This is a genomic window from Pseudoclavibacter sp. AY1H1 (genome assembly GCF_002931055.1).
GTDB lineage: Bacteria > Actinomycetota > Actinomycetes > Actinomycetales > Microbacteriaceae > Pseudoclavibacter.
In genome coordinates this window covers 59,500-75,534 of sequence record NZ_PSXX01000015.1, presented here as the reverse complement: position 1 = coordinate 75,534, position 16,035 = coordinate 59,500, and the positions used below count along the sequence as shown (strand labels likewise).

Genomic DNA, 16,035 nt, shown 5'->3' with positions numbered 1-16,035 from the left:
GGGATGCTCGGCGACTCGCGCCGCCCTCGCACGTCGCGAAGGGTGAGGCTAACCTAAGAGGATGCCCGCCGTCCTGAGCTGGTGGGCGCGAGACTCCGGGAGGACCGCATGACCGAGGCGTTGGGCACGCACTATGACGTCGTCGTCATCGGGGGTGGCCCTGCCGGGCTGCAGGCCGCGCTGATCCTCGCGCGGCACCGCTACTCGACCCTGGTGCTCGACGGCAACCGGCCCCGCCACTCGGCGACGCTGGAAGCCCACGGGTTCCTGACCCGCGACCACACTCCTCCGAACGAGCTGCGCAGGCTCGGCCGCGAAGACGTGGAGGCCTACGAGGATGCCGAGATCCAGTTCGCCCAGGTCACGCGCGTCCGGGCGCTCACCGAGGAGGAGGTCGTCGGCGCGGGGGTGTCGCAGGGGCCGGCATTCGAGGGCTCGTTCGGCTTCGTCGCCGGTGGGGTGGCGGGCGCTGGGGGTCAGCCGACGACCGCCGACCCGCGCGAGATCGCGTCGCGCCGCCGCGACGGCGTGCGGGTCCCGTACCGCTTCGCGGTCGAGGCGAAGGGCGTGCGCGGCACGCCCGCACGAGCCGTGTTCGCCCGCTCGGTCGTCTTCGCGACGGGCCTCACCGAGGTGCTGCCCGCACTGCCCATGCTGCGCGCGTTCTACGGCACGAGCATCCACAGCTGCGTCGAGTGCGACGGATGGACGCAGCGCGACCGCCGAGTCTCGGTCATCGCGGCACCCGGCGTCACCGACCTGTACAAGCGGGCGGTGCAGCTCACACGCTTCACCGGAGCGCTCACGGTCTTCGCGGCCGAGGGGCAGCTCGCCGAGCTGCAGGAGTTCGATCTCGTCGAACGCGGCGTGGTCGTCGAGACGCGTGACGTCGTCGACGTCGAGGGCGGACCGGGTGGCGTGACGGGCGTTGCGCTCGCCGACGGCGACGTCGTGACGGCCGAGGCCGTGTTCGTGCGGCCCGATTACGTCGCGAAGCTCGACTTCGCGAGCGAGCTCGGCATCGAGTTCGACGGCTTCGGCCTCGTGGCGGCGGATGCCCAGGGCCGCACGAGCGTGCCCGGCATCTACGCGACGGGCGAGCTGACGGGCCCGGGTCCACAGATGCTCATCGTCGCCGCGGGCAACGGGGCACAGACCGGCATGGCGGTCGACCGGGACCTGCTGGGCCTCTGAGTCGAGGGCGCGACGGGCGCGACCCGGTCGTTCGACGCGCTGATTTGTCCAGCCTCCGGGAGTGCGCTATGCTCTCTGAGGCGCTTCGGTGCCAGTGGGGTATGGTGTAATTGGCAACACGGAGGTTTCTGGTACCTTTGTTCTTGGTTCGAGTCCAGGTACCCCAGCAAATGTGAACACCACAGATGTGAACATGACGAAAAGGCCCCGCTGAGCGGGGCCTTTCGTGTATCTCCTCGGCACGCGCTGTATGTCTTCGGCCACGCGCTGCAGCTCTTCAGCCACGCGGTAGAGCCCAGCCGGCAAGCGCAGCCCAGCGCCGCCCGGACGCTACCCCGAGATGCTGCCGGCCGGCACCAATGCCTCGGCGCCCGCATCGGCGCCCGCATCGGCGCCCGCATCGGCGCCCGCACTCGCGCCTGCCCCTGCCCCTGCTCCTGCGCCCGCACCTGCGTGCGCATCCGCGCCCGCCTCGTCCAGCGGCTCGGGCGCGGGCATCAGGCGCGCGTAGTCGCCGAATGCGTCGATCTTCGCGCCCTGTTCGTGGAGGAGCGCCGTGAGCCGCTCGATCTGCTCGACCTCAAGCGGGCGGCGCCTGGCGCGCTCGCGCCGCGTGAGGAGGTCGAGGAACTGCGCCTCGTCGGCGACGACGGCCGTGCGGTCGGCCGATGGCGTGAGCGTCGCGGCATCGGTGTAGACGGTCGCGGTGGCGTTCGAGTAGAAGACGCAGGTGTCGACGGCGATGGACTCGCCGAGGGTCTGTTCGCTCAGACCCGCGAGGTGCGTCGCATGGGCGAGCGCCTGGCTGCGCGGTGCTGACTGCCCGAGGTGCGTCAGCACCCGGAGGGAGCTCTCCGCGGCGCCGCCGTGCGGGGCGGTGCTGTCTGGGGTGGTGGCGGCGCCGCTCGTGATCTGCAGGGCGAACGGTGGACGCAGCGCCACATCGTCGACGAGGTTGCCGAAGGCCGGCTGCGCCTCGCTGGGCCGGACCCCGTCGAAGATGACGCCGTCCCAGGTCCTGTGGTCGATGAGGAGGGCGCCCGCGTCGGTGAGCAGCACGTGGTCGAGCTGGATGACGTGGCGGTTGGTGCTCATGCCCTCCTGGACGAGGATGAACGTGCGAGTCGCGAGCACGCCGTTCAGCCCGAGTGTCTCGCTGGCCCGCAGGATCGCCTCCCGGGACACGAGTTCCGTCTCGATCGAACGCCTGGCGCGGTCCTTGAGGAAGTCGACGAGCATCCGCCGGTCTTGGAACGCGGCCTCGTGCTGGAGCGCGAGGCGCTCGAGGCGCGCCTCAGCCTCTTCCTGCAGCTCCTGCTTCTGCTGCCGGAGCTGCGCGTGGGCGCGCTCGGCCTCGGCGGTGAGCGCCTTCCGCTCGACCTCGGCGGCGTTCTGCCGCTCGTCGAGCGTCGCCCGCCAGCGCCTGTTCGCGCGCATCCGAACCACGAGCGCGATGATGACTGCAACCGTCGCCCCGAGCACAAAGCTCAGCGCAACCCACCCCTGAATCTCCATCCGCCCAGTACAGCACCGGCCACCGACATCGCCGGGAGTGGCGACCGGCACGTCGGCCCGCGATGCCGAAACGGGGAGTTCGACGGGGAGTTTCCCCGCGAATCCCCGGGGCGAGGCGGCGAGGAGCACTTCACTAGGCTGGCGTGACCCCGATCTCCCCCTTCGAGAGGATCCACCGTGCGAGTACTTGTCACCAGTTCCCGGAACACGTTTGCGCTCGACATCATCCGCAAGCTCGGCAGCACGGGCCACACGGTGTTCGCGAGCGACACGTACGAGGGGGCCATCGGCAGCCATTCGAGGTACCTCGCGGGGCATTTCGTGACGAACTCGCCGCGCGCCAAGACGGACGAGTTCATCGCCGACGTCGCGAAGATCGCGGCAGAGCAGCACATCGAGGTCGTCATCCCGACGTTCGAGGAAGCCTTCTACCTCGCAGCCCGCGGCCACGAGCTCCCGGACGGCACGAGCGTGTTCACGGGCGGATTCGAGCAGCTCGCGCGCCTGCACGACAAGGCCAGCTTCAAGCGGCTCGCGCAGGAGGCAGGCGTGCCGGTGCCCGAGACGATCGTCGCGACGAGCCACGAGGAGCTGCTCGCGGCCATCGACACGTACCCGAAGTTCTTCGCTCGCGCCGCGTTCTCGCGTGGCGGCGTCGGGCTCCTCACCAACACGGGTCCGCTCGCGGGCAAGATGTCGGTCGACGAGGCCGCGCCGACGCCCGACCAGCCGTGGCTCGTGCAGCCCTTCGTGGACGGCCCCATGATCTGCACATACAGCATCGTCGTCGACGGCCGTGTCACGGCGCACTGCACGTACCGCGCACCCGAGCAGTGGGCGCACAGCACGGGCATCTCGTTCCTCGCGATCGACAGCACGGAGACGCTCGACTACACGCAGCGGCTCGTCGACACCCTCGACCCGAACTACACGGGCCAGCTGTCGTTCGACTTCGTCGACAACGATGGCGGGCTGTTCGCGATCGAATGCAACCCGCGCCCCACCAGCGGTGTCATCCTGCTCGAAGCCGACGAGGTCTCGGCCGCCTTCCAGGGCACGAACTCCGAGCCGTTCGTCGTGGCGCCTGGCGTCGAACGTCAGGTGAAGCTGGCGGTGCTGGCGGATGCGTTCGCCGAGCCCATCAAGCACCTCCCGAAGTCGCTCCACGACCTGCTGCACGTGCGCGACATCGGCGCGGGATGGCACGACGAGCTGGCGATGCTGTGGAGCCCCGCGACGATCGTGCACGGTGCGCAGCTCACCCACGGTGAGCGCAAGGAGCTGCTCGCCGCGCTCGGCGATGACATCGTCTGGAATGGGGAGCCGATCGACGGGATGCTCCCCGAGGATCGGGCCTCGCTCGAGGCCGTACACGAGCAGCGCGTCTGAGCAACGCCGGACCCCTGCTCAACCCCGCCGAGCCCGGCTGAGCACAGCTGAGCCCCGTTGAACGAGACTCCGCCCCGCATCCATCGTGGATGCGGGGCGGAGTCGTCGAGATCTGCTGGAGCCGTAGCTCAGGCGATCGCGCGGTAGTGGAAGTAGTACCCGTTGTCGGTGAAGCCACCTTGCTGCGGGTAGTACGTGCATCCCTGGCTGATCTTCGTCCAGGAGGAGATGTACGTGACCTTGGCCGCCTCGCACTCGCTCGCCGTCGAGAACGGCCCGACGCTCATGTTGGCGGTGGCTGCCTGCGCGGCGGTCGCCCCGCCGAACATGAGGCCGCCCGCGACGACGGCACCGGCGATGACCGTGGACACTCGCTTCTTGAAATGAACCATGTCCCGACCCTAGGCACGTGGCTTGAGTGGAGCCTCCGTCATGCTGGGACACCCGTGCGAAGGGGTTGCGGAGACGTCGTCACTGTGGATCGTTCGCCGGGTCGAGCGCCGCGCGCCGCTCGTGACGATGCTCGCGGATCGACAGGTACACGCGGTGCGCGAAGATCACGAACGCGAGCCAGGCCGCGCCGAGCACCCAGCCGGCGAGCACATCCGTGAACCAGTGGTGCCCGAGATACACCCGCGAGATCCCGACCGTGATCGCGAAGACCACGGCGCCGAGCGCGATCAGCACCCGTGCGCGCTTGGTCTGTCTGCGCAGGATGAGCAGGTACGCGATGACCCCGACGACTGCCACCGCGTTGAGGGTGTGCCCGCTGGGGAACGACGCCGAGTGCTCGTACGGCGGCACGGCTTCCGCCTGGTCCGGGCGGACCCGGCCGATGAGGTTCTTCCCCGCGACCGTCATGAGCAGCGACCCGCCGCCCGCGGCGACGATGAGGATCACGGGCGTCCAGGAGCGGCGCCGGATGGAGAGGATGAGGAGCGCGGCGACGGCGATGATGGGCATGCCGATCTGCCCGGCGATGTCGGTGTACGCCGTGATGAGCATGTCGGCGAGCGGCGCTCGCAGGGTGATGGCGTAGTCGAGGAGGGGCTGGTCGAGGCCGGCCACGCCGTCGCTGTCGGTGACGTTCTCGTAGATCTCGGCCGCGAGCGCGCTGAGCCCGATCACGATCGCGAGTCCGATCACGAGCAGCAGGATGAGTGCGCTGTTGGGGCCGACCTTGTCGCCGACGACCCGAACGCTCTGCTCGACGGCGCGTCCAGCCTTCGACCGGGGTGGCCTCGGGGCGCGATTGTCGATGGTGGTGTCCTGGGCGAGCTCGCCGCGGACTCCCTGGGTGTCATCGTGGGGGTGGGTCACCGCACCAACTCTAGGTGGGGCGGCTGAAGCTGAGCAGGGCCGGTCGGTCACATGGGCGGAAGTTCGCCGGTCCGCGTGATCGACGCGCTCGCCTCGTCCCAGGCGTACACGGAGGTTGCCGTCTTCGCTGGCCCGGCGATGTCCTCGCCCTGCCACATGTAGGTCACGGAGATCTCGCCGTCGGAGATGCGCTGCACGGACTCGACCGCGTAGTCACCGGTCGTCGGAGGCACGAACACGCCGTCGTGGAAGAGCAGCAGTGGTGTTACCGAGAACCGCGTGCAGCAGGACTCCGGCCGCAACTGCACCCAGGAGAGATCCGCGCAGTCGTCGTAGCCACTCGTGTCACTGAACTGCCCCGTGAGGTCCCACGGCATGCTTCCTTCGGCCTCCGGCGCCCATTTGGCGAGAGCCGCGCTGCCCGTCAGTCCCGAGCACTGACCGGCATCGGACGCTTCGGCATCGCCGTCTTCCGGGGCGCTGTCGGCGAGCGCCGGGTTTGCTCGGAGGAGCCCGTCGATGGCGGCCTGCACGTAGTCTCGCTGGCCCGCGCGGTCGAAGATCACCGTCCAGGTGTCCCCGAGGAAGATGTGGGTGGCCTGCGTGTTCGCCATCGCGAGGCTTGGCGCCTGGATGACGTACGTGAACGTGGCCGCGTCGCCGACGGACGCCTCCGTTGCGTCCGGGTCGTCGCGGAGCGCGTCGATGAGGGGACCCTGCTGGGCGGCGTCGAGTTCTGAGACGTACTGCGTCACCATGCCCTCCATGTGCACGGGCCACTGGCAGCCCCGCGTCTGCGCCGCCGCGTCCATCGCCGCCTGCGCCTTCGTGCCAGCGAGTTCGTCGAAGGTCGCGCGGTCGGTTTCACCGGCCGGCACGCTGAAGACCTCGGGGCCGTAGTCGAGGTACTGCTGCAGGGCAGTCGCGTTCATGTCGTCGCAGGTCGGGAGACTGATGGGCGCCGGAGTGGTGATCGGCATCGATGTCGCCGGCTGGTCCTGCGTGGTCTCGGACGGCGCGGAGCTCGGACCGCCAGGCGTGCTCGTGCTCGCGCATCCGGTGAGCACGAGCAGCCCGCTCATCCCCAGCACGAACGCCCTCGCCGTGTCCATTCGATTGCGCTTGCCCAAGAGATCCTCCGCCTTCCGATGAGGTGCAGACAGGCGCGACGGCGCGTGTCGTTCCCTCTCACGGTAGGAGCCGTCCTCACCGGTTCTGCCGTGGTCTGGCGTTTTCGCACAAGGCTGAACAGTCGAACGGGCTTCCGTGTAGGTTTGCACCGGCGAGATACGTGAGAGAGCCCTTCCTCCTGAATGCGCGGGCTGAGCTCTGGGGAGACGAAGGAGCGGTGGTGCCGAACTCTCCGACTTCGCTCGGTCCCGATTCCTTCGACAGGATCGCGTTCGATCTTCGCGAGCTGCGGGAAGCCTCCGGGGCGGTCTCCTATGCCGAGCTCGTGCGTCGAATCACCGACCTCCGGTTGGGCAGAGGCGTGCATGCGGCGGCGGCGATTCCTGCGCGATCGACGGTCTACAACGCTTTCCGGGCGGGTCGAACGAGGCTGGACACCGAGCTGCTCCGAGACATCGTGACCGCGCTCGGCGCAGACGAGCGTGAGGCGGATTCGTGGGTGCGGCGATGCCGTGACGCGCGACGGACAGCACAGGACCAAGCCCTTCGGGAGCAGTCGAGGGAAGTCACGCCCGCTGCGCGACCTGCGCCAGCTGCTGGGGAGCCGATGGCCCCTGTCGGGAGCTCCACACCGGCCACGTGGGCCGTCGTGCTGCTGCTCCTGGTGTGCGTGGGGATCAACCTGCTCGGCCTCTTCACCGCCAACGTCTTCAGGCTCTCCGCGTACCTCGACATGGTGGGCACCGCCGTGGCGGCCCTGGCCCTCGGGCCGTGGCACGGCGTCATCGTCGCGGTTGCCTCCAGCTCGCTCGGGTTCGTGGTCGGAGATCCTGAGACGCTCTCGTTCCTCCCGGTGAACATCGTGGGGGCGCTCGTCTGGGGCTACGGGGTTCGCCGATTCGGGATGGGCTCCGGGCTGGTCCGCTTCCTTGTCCTCAACCTCATCGCGGCTCTTGCCTGCGCGCTCGTCGCCGCCCCGGTCGTCGCGACGCTCTTCGACGCAGAGGGTGGGCACGCGTCGAAGGTGTCCGTGCTCTCGCTGGAAGCCATGAGCGTTCCCTTCATGGCGGCGGTCTTCTCGGCGAACATCGTCACCTCGGTCATGGACAAGCTGCTCACGGGGTGCGTTGCCCTCGGTATCTTCGCGGTCCTCCGCGGACGGTTCGGTCTCTCGGCCGAGCATCTTCCCCTCGTCACCAAGCTCTGAGGGCGCTCACACCCGCGTCCGGTGGCACCGCCCCCTCAGTGACGCGACGGCCGCCCTCGAGCCCCGTTTTCGCACAGTTCTGAACGGCGAATCGGACCGGCACTCGGGGGCGCGTCGGTAGCTTCTGAGACATGTCCCGCCATGCCTCCCGCCGCGCCGCCCTGGCCGTCGCCCTGCTCCTCGTGATCGGCATCTCCGCTTGTGCGGTCGCGGAGGAACCCGCACCGGAGGCTGCAGCATCGACATCGGCGACGCCCACGGGAGCGAGCGGACTGCCGTCAGCCCCGCCGACGCCCGAGGCCTCGTCACTCGGCGGCTTCGTGGCAGGGTTCGACTGGCCATCGGGGATGACGCTTCCCGTACCAGACGGCCTGCGCTTCGACCGGGCCGAGAATGCGTTCGCCTGCGATGGACGGCTTCTGCACGTGCTCGCGTGGAGTCCCACGGCCACCGACGAGACCGTTGCCGACTACCTCGAGAGCGTCCTCGCTGAGTTCGCCGTAGCCGGGGACGCGCGGTCGAATGGCGGTGACGGGCCGATCTGGGACGCGGATGGGGAGTTCGCGGAAGAGGGGCGCATGCAGAACGCCCCGAGCGCGGCCGACGCGACGAAGATCGTGAGCTGGGAGCCTCTCGAGCCCGGCGGGTACCGACTCATGCTCCAAGAGGAGACGAGCCCCGGTACCGTCACGGCGACACGGACAACACCGTCCGAGACCTGGGTTGGCTTCCCGTTCCCGAGCGATGTGCAGTTCGAGGACTGCATCCTCCGGGAGGAGCTCGGCGAATCGAGCGACTCCAGCGTCGGGACGTCCACCAGCTCGTGGACGATGCGAGTCCCCGTCGCCGGCCAGATGCAGGTGCAGGCTTGGATGACGGCGTTGGCTGCGGAAGGCTGGACGGCCGAGGGCTCTGAGAGCCGTTCTCGGCCCGGGCTGCCGGACGTCATCCTGTCATCGAGCGAGTACACGGCTCAGTACTCGGTCGGAGCTGAGTACATCACGCTCTTCGTGGGCACTCGAGTTCACTGGTAGCGACGACATGCTCTGCCCGCGCCCAAGCGCTGGAGGGCGAAGCGATGTGCCCCGCCCTCCGATCGCGTGACCGCGCCCTAGTTCGAGTAGAGGCCCACGACTCGGTTCTGCTCGAGGATGGCGTGCGCGTAGCCGTCGAGGAACTCCTCGCGTGAGGGGGTTCCCTCGACGTGGTGGTCGAGCGCGTAGACGGTGAAGAAGTAGTGGTGGTCGCCGTGGCCAGCTGGCGGCTTCGGCCCCATGTACTCGGTCTTCCCTGCGGTGTTCTCGGCGACGCGTGCATGGTCGGCGCCCGCGTCGATCACGCCGTCCTGGGCGGGGAGCCCGTAGACGACCCAGTGGGTGAAACCGAGGGGGAGCGGTGCATCCGGGTCGTGGACGATGAGGGCGAGCTCGACGGCTTCCGCGGGCACTCCGGTGATCTCGAGGCGCGGGGCGGCATTGCCTCCATCGGCCGCGAACTGGTCGGCGAGGCGAGTGCCAGCCTCGAAGTCGGGGCTGGTGATCTTGAGGTCGGCGATGTTGAGCGACATGGAGATTCCTTCGCGTTCGGGGGGGGGCGATGGCGGATGCGCACCAGCCTCCAAGTGTGTCCGAGCAGTCTCCGAGATTCCTCGGCGAACGGGGCCGCTTCCGGCTGCGCTGGCCCCTCGCGGAAGTGGGTCCGACGCCCCGTTCGGGTAACGTTGCACCCCGTTTGCCTTCCCCCAAGAGAAACGGATGATCCCAACGCCATGAGCTCACAGGACACACCACCCTCCTTGATCGGACCGCAGCGCAAGCCGGTGACACGCATCATCCGGGAGGTGATCGACCCGGATCCGGTGCATCCGGCCCTCGTTCCCGGCATCGGCGTCGAGCAGACCGGCCGCTTGTTCCGCACGAACTGGTCGGTGTTCGGCATCGCCGGCGCTGGCGTCGTCGCGGTCATCGCCTGGGCGCTCGTCTCGCCCGACAGCCTCTCGGCGGTCGGCACGGCCTCGCTCGACTGGGTGACGGGCAGCTTCGGCTGGCTGTTCTCGGTGCTCACGATCGCCGTCGCCGTCTTCATGCTCGTCGTCGGCTACGGGCGAACCGGTGGTGTGAGGCTCGGCGCGGACGACGAGAAGCCCGAGTTCTCGATGGTGTCGTGGATCGCGATGCTCTTCTCGGCGGGCATCGGCATCGGCCTCCTCTTCTACGGGCCCATGGAGCCGCTCACCTACTTCCTCGCACCACCGCACGGCTTCGACGCGGAGTCGGGCACCGTGGATGCGATGCACACGGCGCTCGCGCAGACGGTGCTGCACTGGGGGCCCATGGCGTGGGCGTACTACGCGCTCGTCGGCGGGGCCATCGCGTACGCCTCCTACCGCCGTGGCCGCGCGCCGCTCATCTCGGCGCTGTTCGAGTCGGTGTTCTCGCAGCGCACGCAGGGCTGGTTCGGGCCCATCATCGACGTGTTCGCGATCCTTGTGACCCTCTTCGGCACGGCCGTCTCGCTGGGCATCGGGGCGCTGCAGATCGCGTCGGGCGTGCAGGTCGTCACCGGCATCGGCGAGCTCGGCAACGGCTTCCTCATCGCGACGATCGCGGTGCTCACGGCCCTCTTCATCCTGTCCGCCGTCTCGGGCGTCAAGCGGGGCATCCGCATGCTGTCGCACGTGAACATGGTGGTCGCGGGCCTCCTCGGCGTGTTCATCTTCATCGCCGGACCCACGCTGCTGCTCCTGAACCTCATCCCGGCCTCCGGTGTCGCGTTCTTCGGTGAGCTCGGCACGATGCTCATGCGCAACACGGAGATGGACGGGGACACCGAGGCGTTCATGCAGGCCTGGACGACCTACTACTGGGCCTGGTGGGTGTCGTGGACGCCGTTCGTGGGGCTGTTCATCGCGAAGATCTCCCGCGGCCGCACCCTCCGCCAGTACGTGACGGTCGTCATCGTGGTGCCGTCGATCATCTGCATGCTGTGGTTCGGCGTCGTGGGTGGCACGAGCATGTGGATGGAGTCGCAGGGGGTGCCGATCAGCGAGGCTGGCGCCCCGGAGCTCATGCTGTTCGCGCTCTTGCAGGAGCTGCCGTTCGGACTCATCACGAGTCTCGTCGCGCTCGTCTCCATCGTGATCTTCTTCGTCACGTCGGCCGATTCCGCGTCGATGGTGATGGGGTCGATGAGCCAGCAGGGCAAGCCGGTCCCGTCGCGTTGGGTCACGATCTTCTGGGGCCTCATGCTCGGCCTCATCGCGGCGTCGCTGCTGCTCGCCGGCGGACGGGATGCGCTCTCCGGGCTGCAGGCGATCATGGTCGTCACGGCGCTGCCGTTCGCGTTCGTCGTCATGGGCATCATGTGGGCGTGGGCGAAGGACCTGCGCATGGACCCGTACATGATGCGCCGCCGCTACGCGAGGGAGGCGATCGACGAGGGCGTCCGCGCCGGTATCGCCGAGCACGGGGACGACTTCGTGTTCGGGGCGAGCGTCGTCGAGGCGGAGCATGGGGCTGGCGCCTGGCTGGATTCCGAGGACCCGGCGCTCACCGAGTGGTACACGGACGCGACGACGGGCATGCTCGACGTCGTGAAGGGCGAGGAGGCGTCGACGGACGGCGAGACGTCGACGGTGTCCCCCGAGTCGGGGGAGCAGGCCGAGTCGGGGGAGCAGGCGCGCATCGAGGCGCCGGCTACCCGCGAGGCGCTCGAGTCGGGCGGCGCCGATCGGGATGGCGATGCCGACGCCGACTCCGAGGGCGACCGGGACCGTGTCGGCGTCTGACGCAACGGCCTCCGAGGTCTCCGCCGTCGTGGCATGCTCTGAGCTGACATTCCCTGCCAGGACTCAGCGCCTGCCTCACGAAGGAGCCCCCTCATGACCGAACGCACGAACATCTCCTCCGGTTCGCCCTACGAGGCGACGGTCGGCTACTCACGGGCCGTGAAGGTCGGCAGCCACGTCTTCGTGGCGGGCACGACGGCGCCGGGTGTCGACGCTGAGGAGCAGGCGAGGGAGATCTTCGAGCGCATCGGCGCCGCGCTCGAGCAGGCCGGCGCCAGCCTGGCGGACGTCGTGCGCACTCGAGTGTTCCTCGTCGATATCGAGCGCGACTTCGAGTCCGTCGGTGCCGTGCACGGCGAGGTCTTCGGCGAGATCCGCCCGGCGTGCGCGTTCATCGGCACCGCTGGCCTTGTCGCGAAGGACCTCCTGCTCGAGGTCGAGGTCGACGCGATCATCAGCGAGTAGCTGCTGCCTGCGCGGGGTCGAGTCCGGCCCCGCGCAGCAGCGCGTGCCAGGGCCTAGGAACCCAGGGTCCTAGGCCCTCACGGTGCTCTCGATGAGGGTCGCGGCGCCGAGCAGCTCCGGGATGCGCGCGGCGAGCCCCCGGCGCGGGAGTCGATCGAGCGCGGCGGATGCCGCGGGCAGCGAGTGCTCGCGCCCGCGGACGAGTGCTCGGATGGCGTTGAGCAGGACCAGCGGGTGGGACTCGAGGGCCGAATGGCCGTTCTCGATGTGCACGAGCACCGCATCCTGAGCCGTGGCGGCGACTGCCCGTGCGATGGGCGGCGGGGTGCGCAGGTCGCGTCTGCCGACGAGCAGCACGAGCGGCCACGGGAACTTCGGCGTCTCCTCGGCGAGGTCGAAGGGTTCGCCCGCGAAGGCGGGGAAGAGGTCGGCGATCTCCGAGTAGGTGAGCGCGGGGTCGAGGGGCAGCCCGTCGGGGTGGCCGCCGTAGCCGAGCTCCCGGAAGCCGATGACGCCGGACAGGTCGAACTCGTAGATGCCCGGGAAACGGGCGATGGAGCGGTCGCGGGTCGCGTACAGCTGCAGGGCGCTCCAGGCTGCGGTGTGCGCGTGGTTCGCGCGCTGTCGGAGCACGGGGACCAGGAGCTCGTCGCCGCCCAGCTCGTAGGCGGCGCGGGCCACGTCGAGCAGGATGCGCGAGTCGACGCCGGCGTCGATGAGCGCGTGCGTCGCCTCTGCGGCTGCGGTGTCGGCGTGCCAGAACAGTTCGCGCACCGTGTGCCGCTCCAGGTTCAGGGACTCGGCGGACTGCAGGGCGGAGTCGAGCAGCATGCCGGCGACGCGGTCCGGGTGCCTGGCGCCGAACGCCGACGCGAGGTATGTGCCGTAGGAGGCGCCGACGATGTGCGCCCGCGCGATGCCCTCCCGGTCGAGCACGGCCGCGATGTCGTCGATCACCTCGACGATGTTCATCGCGGAACTCGGCAGGTCGCGCCCGCCCAGGTCGGTGCGGGAGAAGCCGATGCCGCGGTGCTCGACCATGATGACGTCGAGGCCGCCCTGCGCGGCGCGCCTCCGGAAGCCGAGGTATGGGAGCAGCGAGCCGAGGCCGGGCCCGCCCGGGATCACGACGACCGGGGTCGACCCCCGCGGTCCACCTCGCGCGTAGGCCAGGTCGAACTCGGGCGTGGTGTCCGTGGCAGGGCGGCGCAGGTGACGCGCGTGCCGGTCGGCGAGCTGCGGGGGGATCTGCGGGGCCACGCGCTCAAGCTAGCAGGGGAGGGCGCGACCGGTCTGGGGGCAGATCTGGGGGCACGGGCGGTGCTTCAGCGACGTGGCTGAGATCTGCGGCGTCGCGCGAGAATCCACCCGACGGCGATGGTCGCGATCACGGCGGCGAGCCACAGCCATCCGTTGGTCTGGTTGCCCGCGAAGCCGAGCTGCGAGACCTCGCAGGAGGTGTGCGCCGGGTCGAGGGCGTCGAGGCAGGTCGTCGACGTGTACACGGGTGCCAGCGCGAGGCAGATGAGGATCGCGGTCACGGCCGTCCACAGCCAGATCCGGGACGTGGAAGGTGGGCGCAGGAAAGGCGGCGTCACGAGGCCCGCCCCTCGGGTGCGATCGCTGAGCCGGGTTGCGCTGGCGGTGGCGTCGCACGCTGCGCTCGAACGAAGCGCAGGACGACGATGACGATGATGGGCACCCCGATAGTCGCACCGAGCGCGTTGAACCAGAGCGAGAAGGCGGTGGGGATTCCGGCGGGCGAGTGCCGCAGGTCGAGGCAGGTCTCCGGCGCGCCGACGAGCTGGGCGCAGTGCTCCTCCAGCGCGACCGGGAGGAACAGCCACGTCGCCAGCCCCACTCCGAGCAGGATGATGACGGTCAGGAGCGTCCAGAAGCGAACCGGTCGGCGTCGCTGGTCGGCAGTCATGCGTCATGTCTACCGGATCGAGCCGCCCGCACCTATCCGACCGTGAACCCGCCGTTGCTGGACAGTACCTGCCCGTTGATCCAGGCTCCCTGCGGTGAGAGCAGGAACCGCACGAGGTTCGCGGTGTCCTCCGCCGTCCCGAGGCGACCGGCGGGCGTCGCCTCCCGGCACCCGGCGCGGGTCGCGTCGTCCATCCACCCCGTGTCGATCGGGCCGGGGTTGATGACGTTCGCGCGAACGCCCCTGTCGGCGAGCTCCGCGGCGGCCGCCGTGACGATGCGATCGAGCGCGCCCTTGCTGGCGCCGTACGGCAGGTTCTCAACGGTGTGGTCGCTCGTGAGGGCGACGATGCTGGCACGAGCATCGCCCGTTGGTCCGGTCGCGGGCAGCTGCTCGGCGAACGCCTTGATGAGCAGCCATGTCGCTCGCGCGTTGACGGCGAAGTGGCGGTCCCAGCTGTCGAGGCTCGTCGTGAGGATGGAGCTGTCGACGGATTCGGCGTGCGACATGACGAGCCCCGAGACCGTGCCGAGGCTCTGCGCCCTGCCGATGAGCATGGCCGGAACCGCCGGGTCGCTCAGGTCGCCCTCGACGAGTTCCACGGATGCGCCGAGCTCGCGGCATTCCTGCGCCACTGACCGCGGGTCGTCACCGGACCGCTCGAGACCGAGCCGGTCATCGTAGGCCTGCCAGTGGTTGAGCGCGAGGTGCCAGCCATCTCGAGCCAGACCGATCGCCAGCGCGGCTCCGATGGAGCGGCGGCGGCCGACGCCGGTGACGAGGGCGACCCTGGGCTCTCCTGTGATGCTCATGCACCCACGGTACGAGGTGCGGGCCACGAGGAGCGCGGCATGCGTCCGCTATCGCTGCGCCGCCTCCACGTCGACGAAGGCAATGTCCGGCACGAAGCCGGCCTCGTCAGCCACGACCTCCCCGGGGACGGGCTCGATCCACACCGCCGACTCGGGCAGCACAAGCGCTGCCGTGCCCGCCGCCGTCGGGTGGGGAAGCTCGACGAAGCCGCCACCGGCGCTGGCAGCGCCGAGCAGGCTCGAGCGCAGACCCTCGATCGCGTTCTCGCCGACGACGAAGTCGCGGCCGTTGATGTGCACGAGATAGTCCATGGGTTCCTCTTGGCGAACGCGGTGATGCGGCGGGGTGGACCCTCACCCAACTCTCGATGCGATCCCCGGGCAACCGCATTGACAGGCCGTGCCTCCATCCGATAACGGCAGGCTGTGAGATCAGGTGATCACATAGGCAATGCGCCGCTCGCGTGCAACACTCAAAGAACAATCGGTACTCCCTGCCCCTCCTTCGCTTGTTCGGGGCGCACACCGAGCGGTCGAGACGGATCCGTCGCCTTGGTTTCTCACAACCCAGAGGTGACCCCATGGGATTCATGTACTACGGCAGTCAAGGGCACGAGCTGGAGATCGACGACCGCCCGCTCCTGCATCTCAAAGTCGCACTCCTCAGCATGCTCCGGGCGGGCCACAGCGTCGCCTTCTCCATGTCGCGCCCCGCGAATCAGGGCAGCGGTCGGGAGACGCTCTGGATAAGCCCAACGACCGACCTTCGGTTCCGTTTCATCGGCGGACGCCTCCCCGCGATCAACGATGACTGGGTGCGCGCCATCATCGCCTCCGCCAACTCGCCGACCGGGATGCGCATCTGCCAGGAGCCGGCACCCGCCAGGGCGACGTCGCTGGCGGTGTGACCCCGCGGGACGCTCTAGGCTCGGTGCTGTGAATGGGAGCGCGAACGAAGCAGGCCAGCAGTCGGAGCGCATGCTTCGCGTCCGCGAGGCATACCTCCGCACGCGAGAGTTGAGGTCGCGGCTCGCGGCCCTCCGCAGCGAGGACCTGCAGCTGCCCGACTCCCTGTCCCTGTCGCTCTCGGAGCGCGCAGAGCGGCAGGCCGCCGACCGTGAGCGCCTCGACGCGGAGCGCGCGACGAAGCTCGAGCTCGACGCCGCCGAGCGTGCGCTCAGCGACGCCGAGGCCGCGGTGCAGGAGTCGCTCAGCGGCAACGGCGACGACTGGATGCGCGGGACCGGCACGCGCTGAGCGGCACCGACTGGGCGGCACGCTTCGG

At 69.4% G+C, this 16,035-nt stretch carries 18 protein-coding genes and 1 tRNA gene; 9 read left to right on the top strand and 10 right to left on the bottom strand.

All coding sequences use genetic code 11. From position 1 onward, the window contains the following. Positions 1–108 precede the first annotated feature (108 nt). A complete protein-coding gene (locus tag C5E05_RS17825; RefSeq protein ID WP_104342701.1) occupies positions 109–1,194 on the top strand; it encodes an NAD(P)/FAD-dependent oxidoreductase in 1,086 nt (361 codons plus the stop codon). Between the two features lie 95 nt (positions 1,195–1,289). Continuing rightward, positions 1,290–1,361 (top strand) — tRNA-Gln (locus C5E05_RS17820). 163 nt (positions 1,362–1,524) lie between these two features. Here the strand turns inward: C5E05_RS17820 and C5E05_RS17815 are convergent. Further along, positions 1,525–2,709 carry a hypothetical protein gene (locus C5E05_RS17815; RefSeq protein ID WP_146081177.1) on the bottom strand — a complete coding sequence of 395 codons (1,185 nt, stop codon included), beginning with the start codon at positions 2,707–2,709 and terminating at the stop codon, positions 1,525–1,527. 177 nt (positions 2,710–2,886) lie between these two features. On the opposite strand from C5E05_RS17815, the gene C5E05_RS17810 reads away from it, so the two are divergent. Beyond that, the gene (locus tag C5E05_RS17810) at positions 2,887–4,098 is read left to right on the top strand and encodes a carbamoyl-phosphate synthase large subunit (protein ID WP_104342699.1); all 1,212 of its coding nucleotides are present in this window, start codon (positions 2,887–2,889) and stop codon (positions 4,096–4,098) included. Between the two features lie 128 nt (positions 4,099–4,226). Here the strand turns inward: C5E05_RS17810 and C5E05_RS17805 are convergent, their stop codons facing one another. The 3 genes from C5E05_RS17805 to C5E05_RS17795 all read right to left on the bottom strand — a co-directional run bounded on the left by C5E05_RS17805 (position 4,227) and on the right by C5E05_RS17795 (position 6,548). Next, positions 4,227–4,490 (bottom strand): hypothetical protein, encoded by a 264-nt coding sequence (locus C5E05_RS17805; RefSeq protein ID WP_104332889.1) that lies wholly within the window; start codon positions 4,488–4,490, stop codon positions 4,227–4,229. A 79-nt stretch (positions 4,491–4,569) separates the two neighbouring features. Then, positions 4,570–5,418, bottom strand: a complete 849-nt coding sequence (locus C5E05_RS17800; protein ID WP_104298366.1) for a phosphatase PAP2 family protein — start codon at positions 5,416–5,418, stop codon at positions 4,570–4,572. A gap of 47 nt (positions 5,419–5,465) precedes the next feature. After that, on the bottom strand, positions 5,466–6,548 hold the full coding sequence (locus tag C5E05_RS17795; RefSeq protein WP_146081176.1) for an LppP/LprE family lipoprotein: 1,083 nt from the start codon (positions 6,546–6,548) through the stop codon (positions 5,466–5,468). A 221-nt stretch (positions 6,549–6,769) separates the two neighbouring features. Between C5E05_RS17795 and C5E05_RS17790 the strand changes: the two genes are divergently transcribed. Further along, positions 6,770–7,756, top strand: coding sequence for an ECF transporter S component (locus tag C5E05_RS17790; protein WP_146081175.1), 987 nt, complete (start codon positions 6,770–6,772; stop codon positions 7,754–7,756). A 131-nt stretch (positions 7,757–7,887) separates the two neighbouring features. Continuing rightward, entirely contained in the window at positions 7,888–8,790 is a 903-nt protein-coding gene (locus tag C5E05_RS17785) for a hypothetical protein (protein ID WP_104342696.1), read from the top strand. Between the two features lie 77 nt (positions 8,791–8,867). On the opposite strand, the gene C5E05_RS17780 is transcribed toward C5E05_RS17785, so the two are convergent. Beyond that, on the bottom strand, positions 8,868–9,323 hold the full coding sequence (locus C5E05_RS17780; RefSeq protein WP_104298370.1) for a YbhB/YbcL family Raf kinase inhibitor-like protein: 456 nt from the start codon (positions 9,321–9,323) through the stop codon (positions 8,868–8,870). A gap of 201 nt (positions 9,324–9,524) precedes the next feature. Between C5E05_RS17780 and C5E05_RS17775 the strand changes: the two genes are divergently transcribed. Then, entirely contained in the window at positions 9,525–11,543 is a 2,019-nt protein-coding gene (locus tag C5E05_RS17775; RefSeq protein ID WP_104342695.1) for a BCCT family transporter, read from the top strand. Positions 11,544–11,636: 93 nt separating this feature from the next. Then, positions 11,637–12,008: a RidA family protein gene (locus tag C5E05_RS17770; protein WP_104240486.1), complete on the top strand. Its 372-nt coding sequence runs from the start codon at positions 11,637–11,639 to the stop codon at positions 12,006–12,008. Positions 12,009–12,077: 69 nt separating this feature from the next. Here the strand turns inward: C5E05_RS17770 and C5E05_RS17765 are convergent, their stop codons facing one another. The 5 genes from C5E05_RS17765 to C5E05_RS17745 all read right to left on the bottom strand — a co-directional run bounded on the left by C5E05_RS17765 (position 12,078) and on the right by C5E05_RS17745 (position 15,062). After that, positions 12,078–13,268 carry an alpha/beta fold hydrolase gene (locus tag C5E05_RS17765; protein WP_258064917.1) on the bottom strand — a complete coding sequence of 397 codons (1,191 nt, stop codon included), beginning with the start codon at positions 13,266–13,268 and terminating at the stop codon, positions 12,078–12,080. 65 nt (positions 13,269–13,333) lie between these two features. Next, positions 13,334–13,606 (bottom strand): hypothetical protein, encoded by a 273-nt coding sequence (locus tag C5E05_RS17760; RefSeq protein ID WP_146081174.1) that lies wholly within the window; start codon positions 13,604–13,606, stop codon positions 13,334–13,336. Next, a complete protein-coding gene (locus C5E05_RS17755; RefSeq protein WP_104342693.1) occupies positions 13,603–13,938 on the bottom strand; it encodes a hypothetical protein in 336 nt (111 codons plus the stop codon). Before C5E05_RS17755 ends, C5E05_RS17760 begins: the two co-directional genes overlap by 4 nt. A 32-nt stretch (positions 13,939–13,970) precedes the next feature. Further along, on the bottom strand, positions 13,971–14,750 hold the full coding sequence (locus tag C5E05_RS17750; protein WP_104342711.1) for an SDR family oxidoreductase: 780 nt from the start codon (positions 14,748–14,750) through the stop codon (positions 13,971–13,973). Between the two features lie 48 nt (positions 14,751–14,798). Beyond that, positions 14,799–15,062, bottom strand: a complete 264-nt coding sequence (locus tag C5E05_RS17745; protein ID WP_104240490.1) for a hypothetical protein — start codon at positions 15,060–15,062, stop codon at positions 14,799–14,801. Between the two features lie 269 nt (positions 15,063–15,331). Between C5E05_RS17745 and C5E05_RS17740 the strand changes: the two genes are divergently transcribed. Beyond that, positions 15,332–15,658, top strand: a complete 327-nt coding sequence (locus tag C5E05_RS17740) for an ATP-dependent DNA ligase (RefSeq protein WP_104240491.1) — start codon at positions 15,332–15,334, stop codon at positions 15,656–15,658. Positions 15,659–15,686: 28 nt separating this feature from the next. After that, on the top strand, positions 15,687–16,007 hold the full coding sequence (locus C5E05_RS17735) for a hypothetical protein (RefSeq protein ID WP_146081173.1): 321 nt from the start codon (positions 15,687–15,689) through the stop codon (positions 16,005–16,007). Positions 16,008–16,035 lie beyond the last annotated feature (28 nt).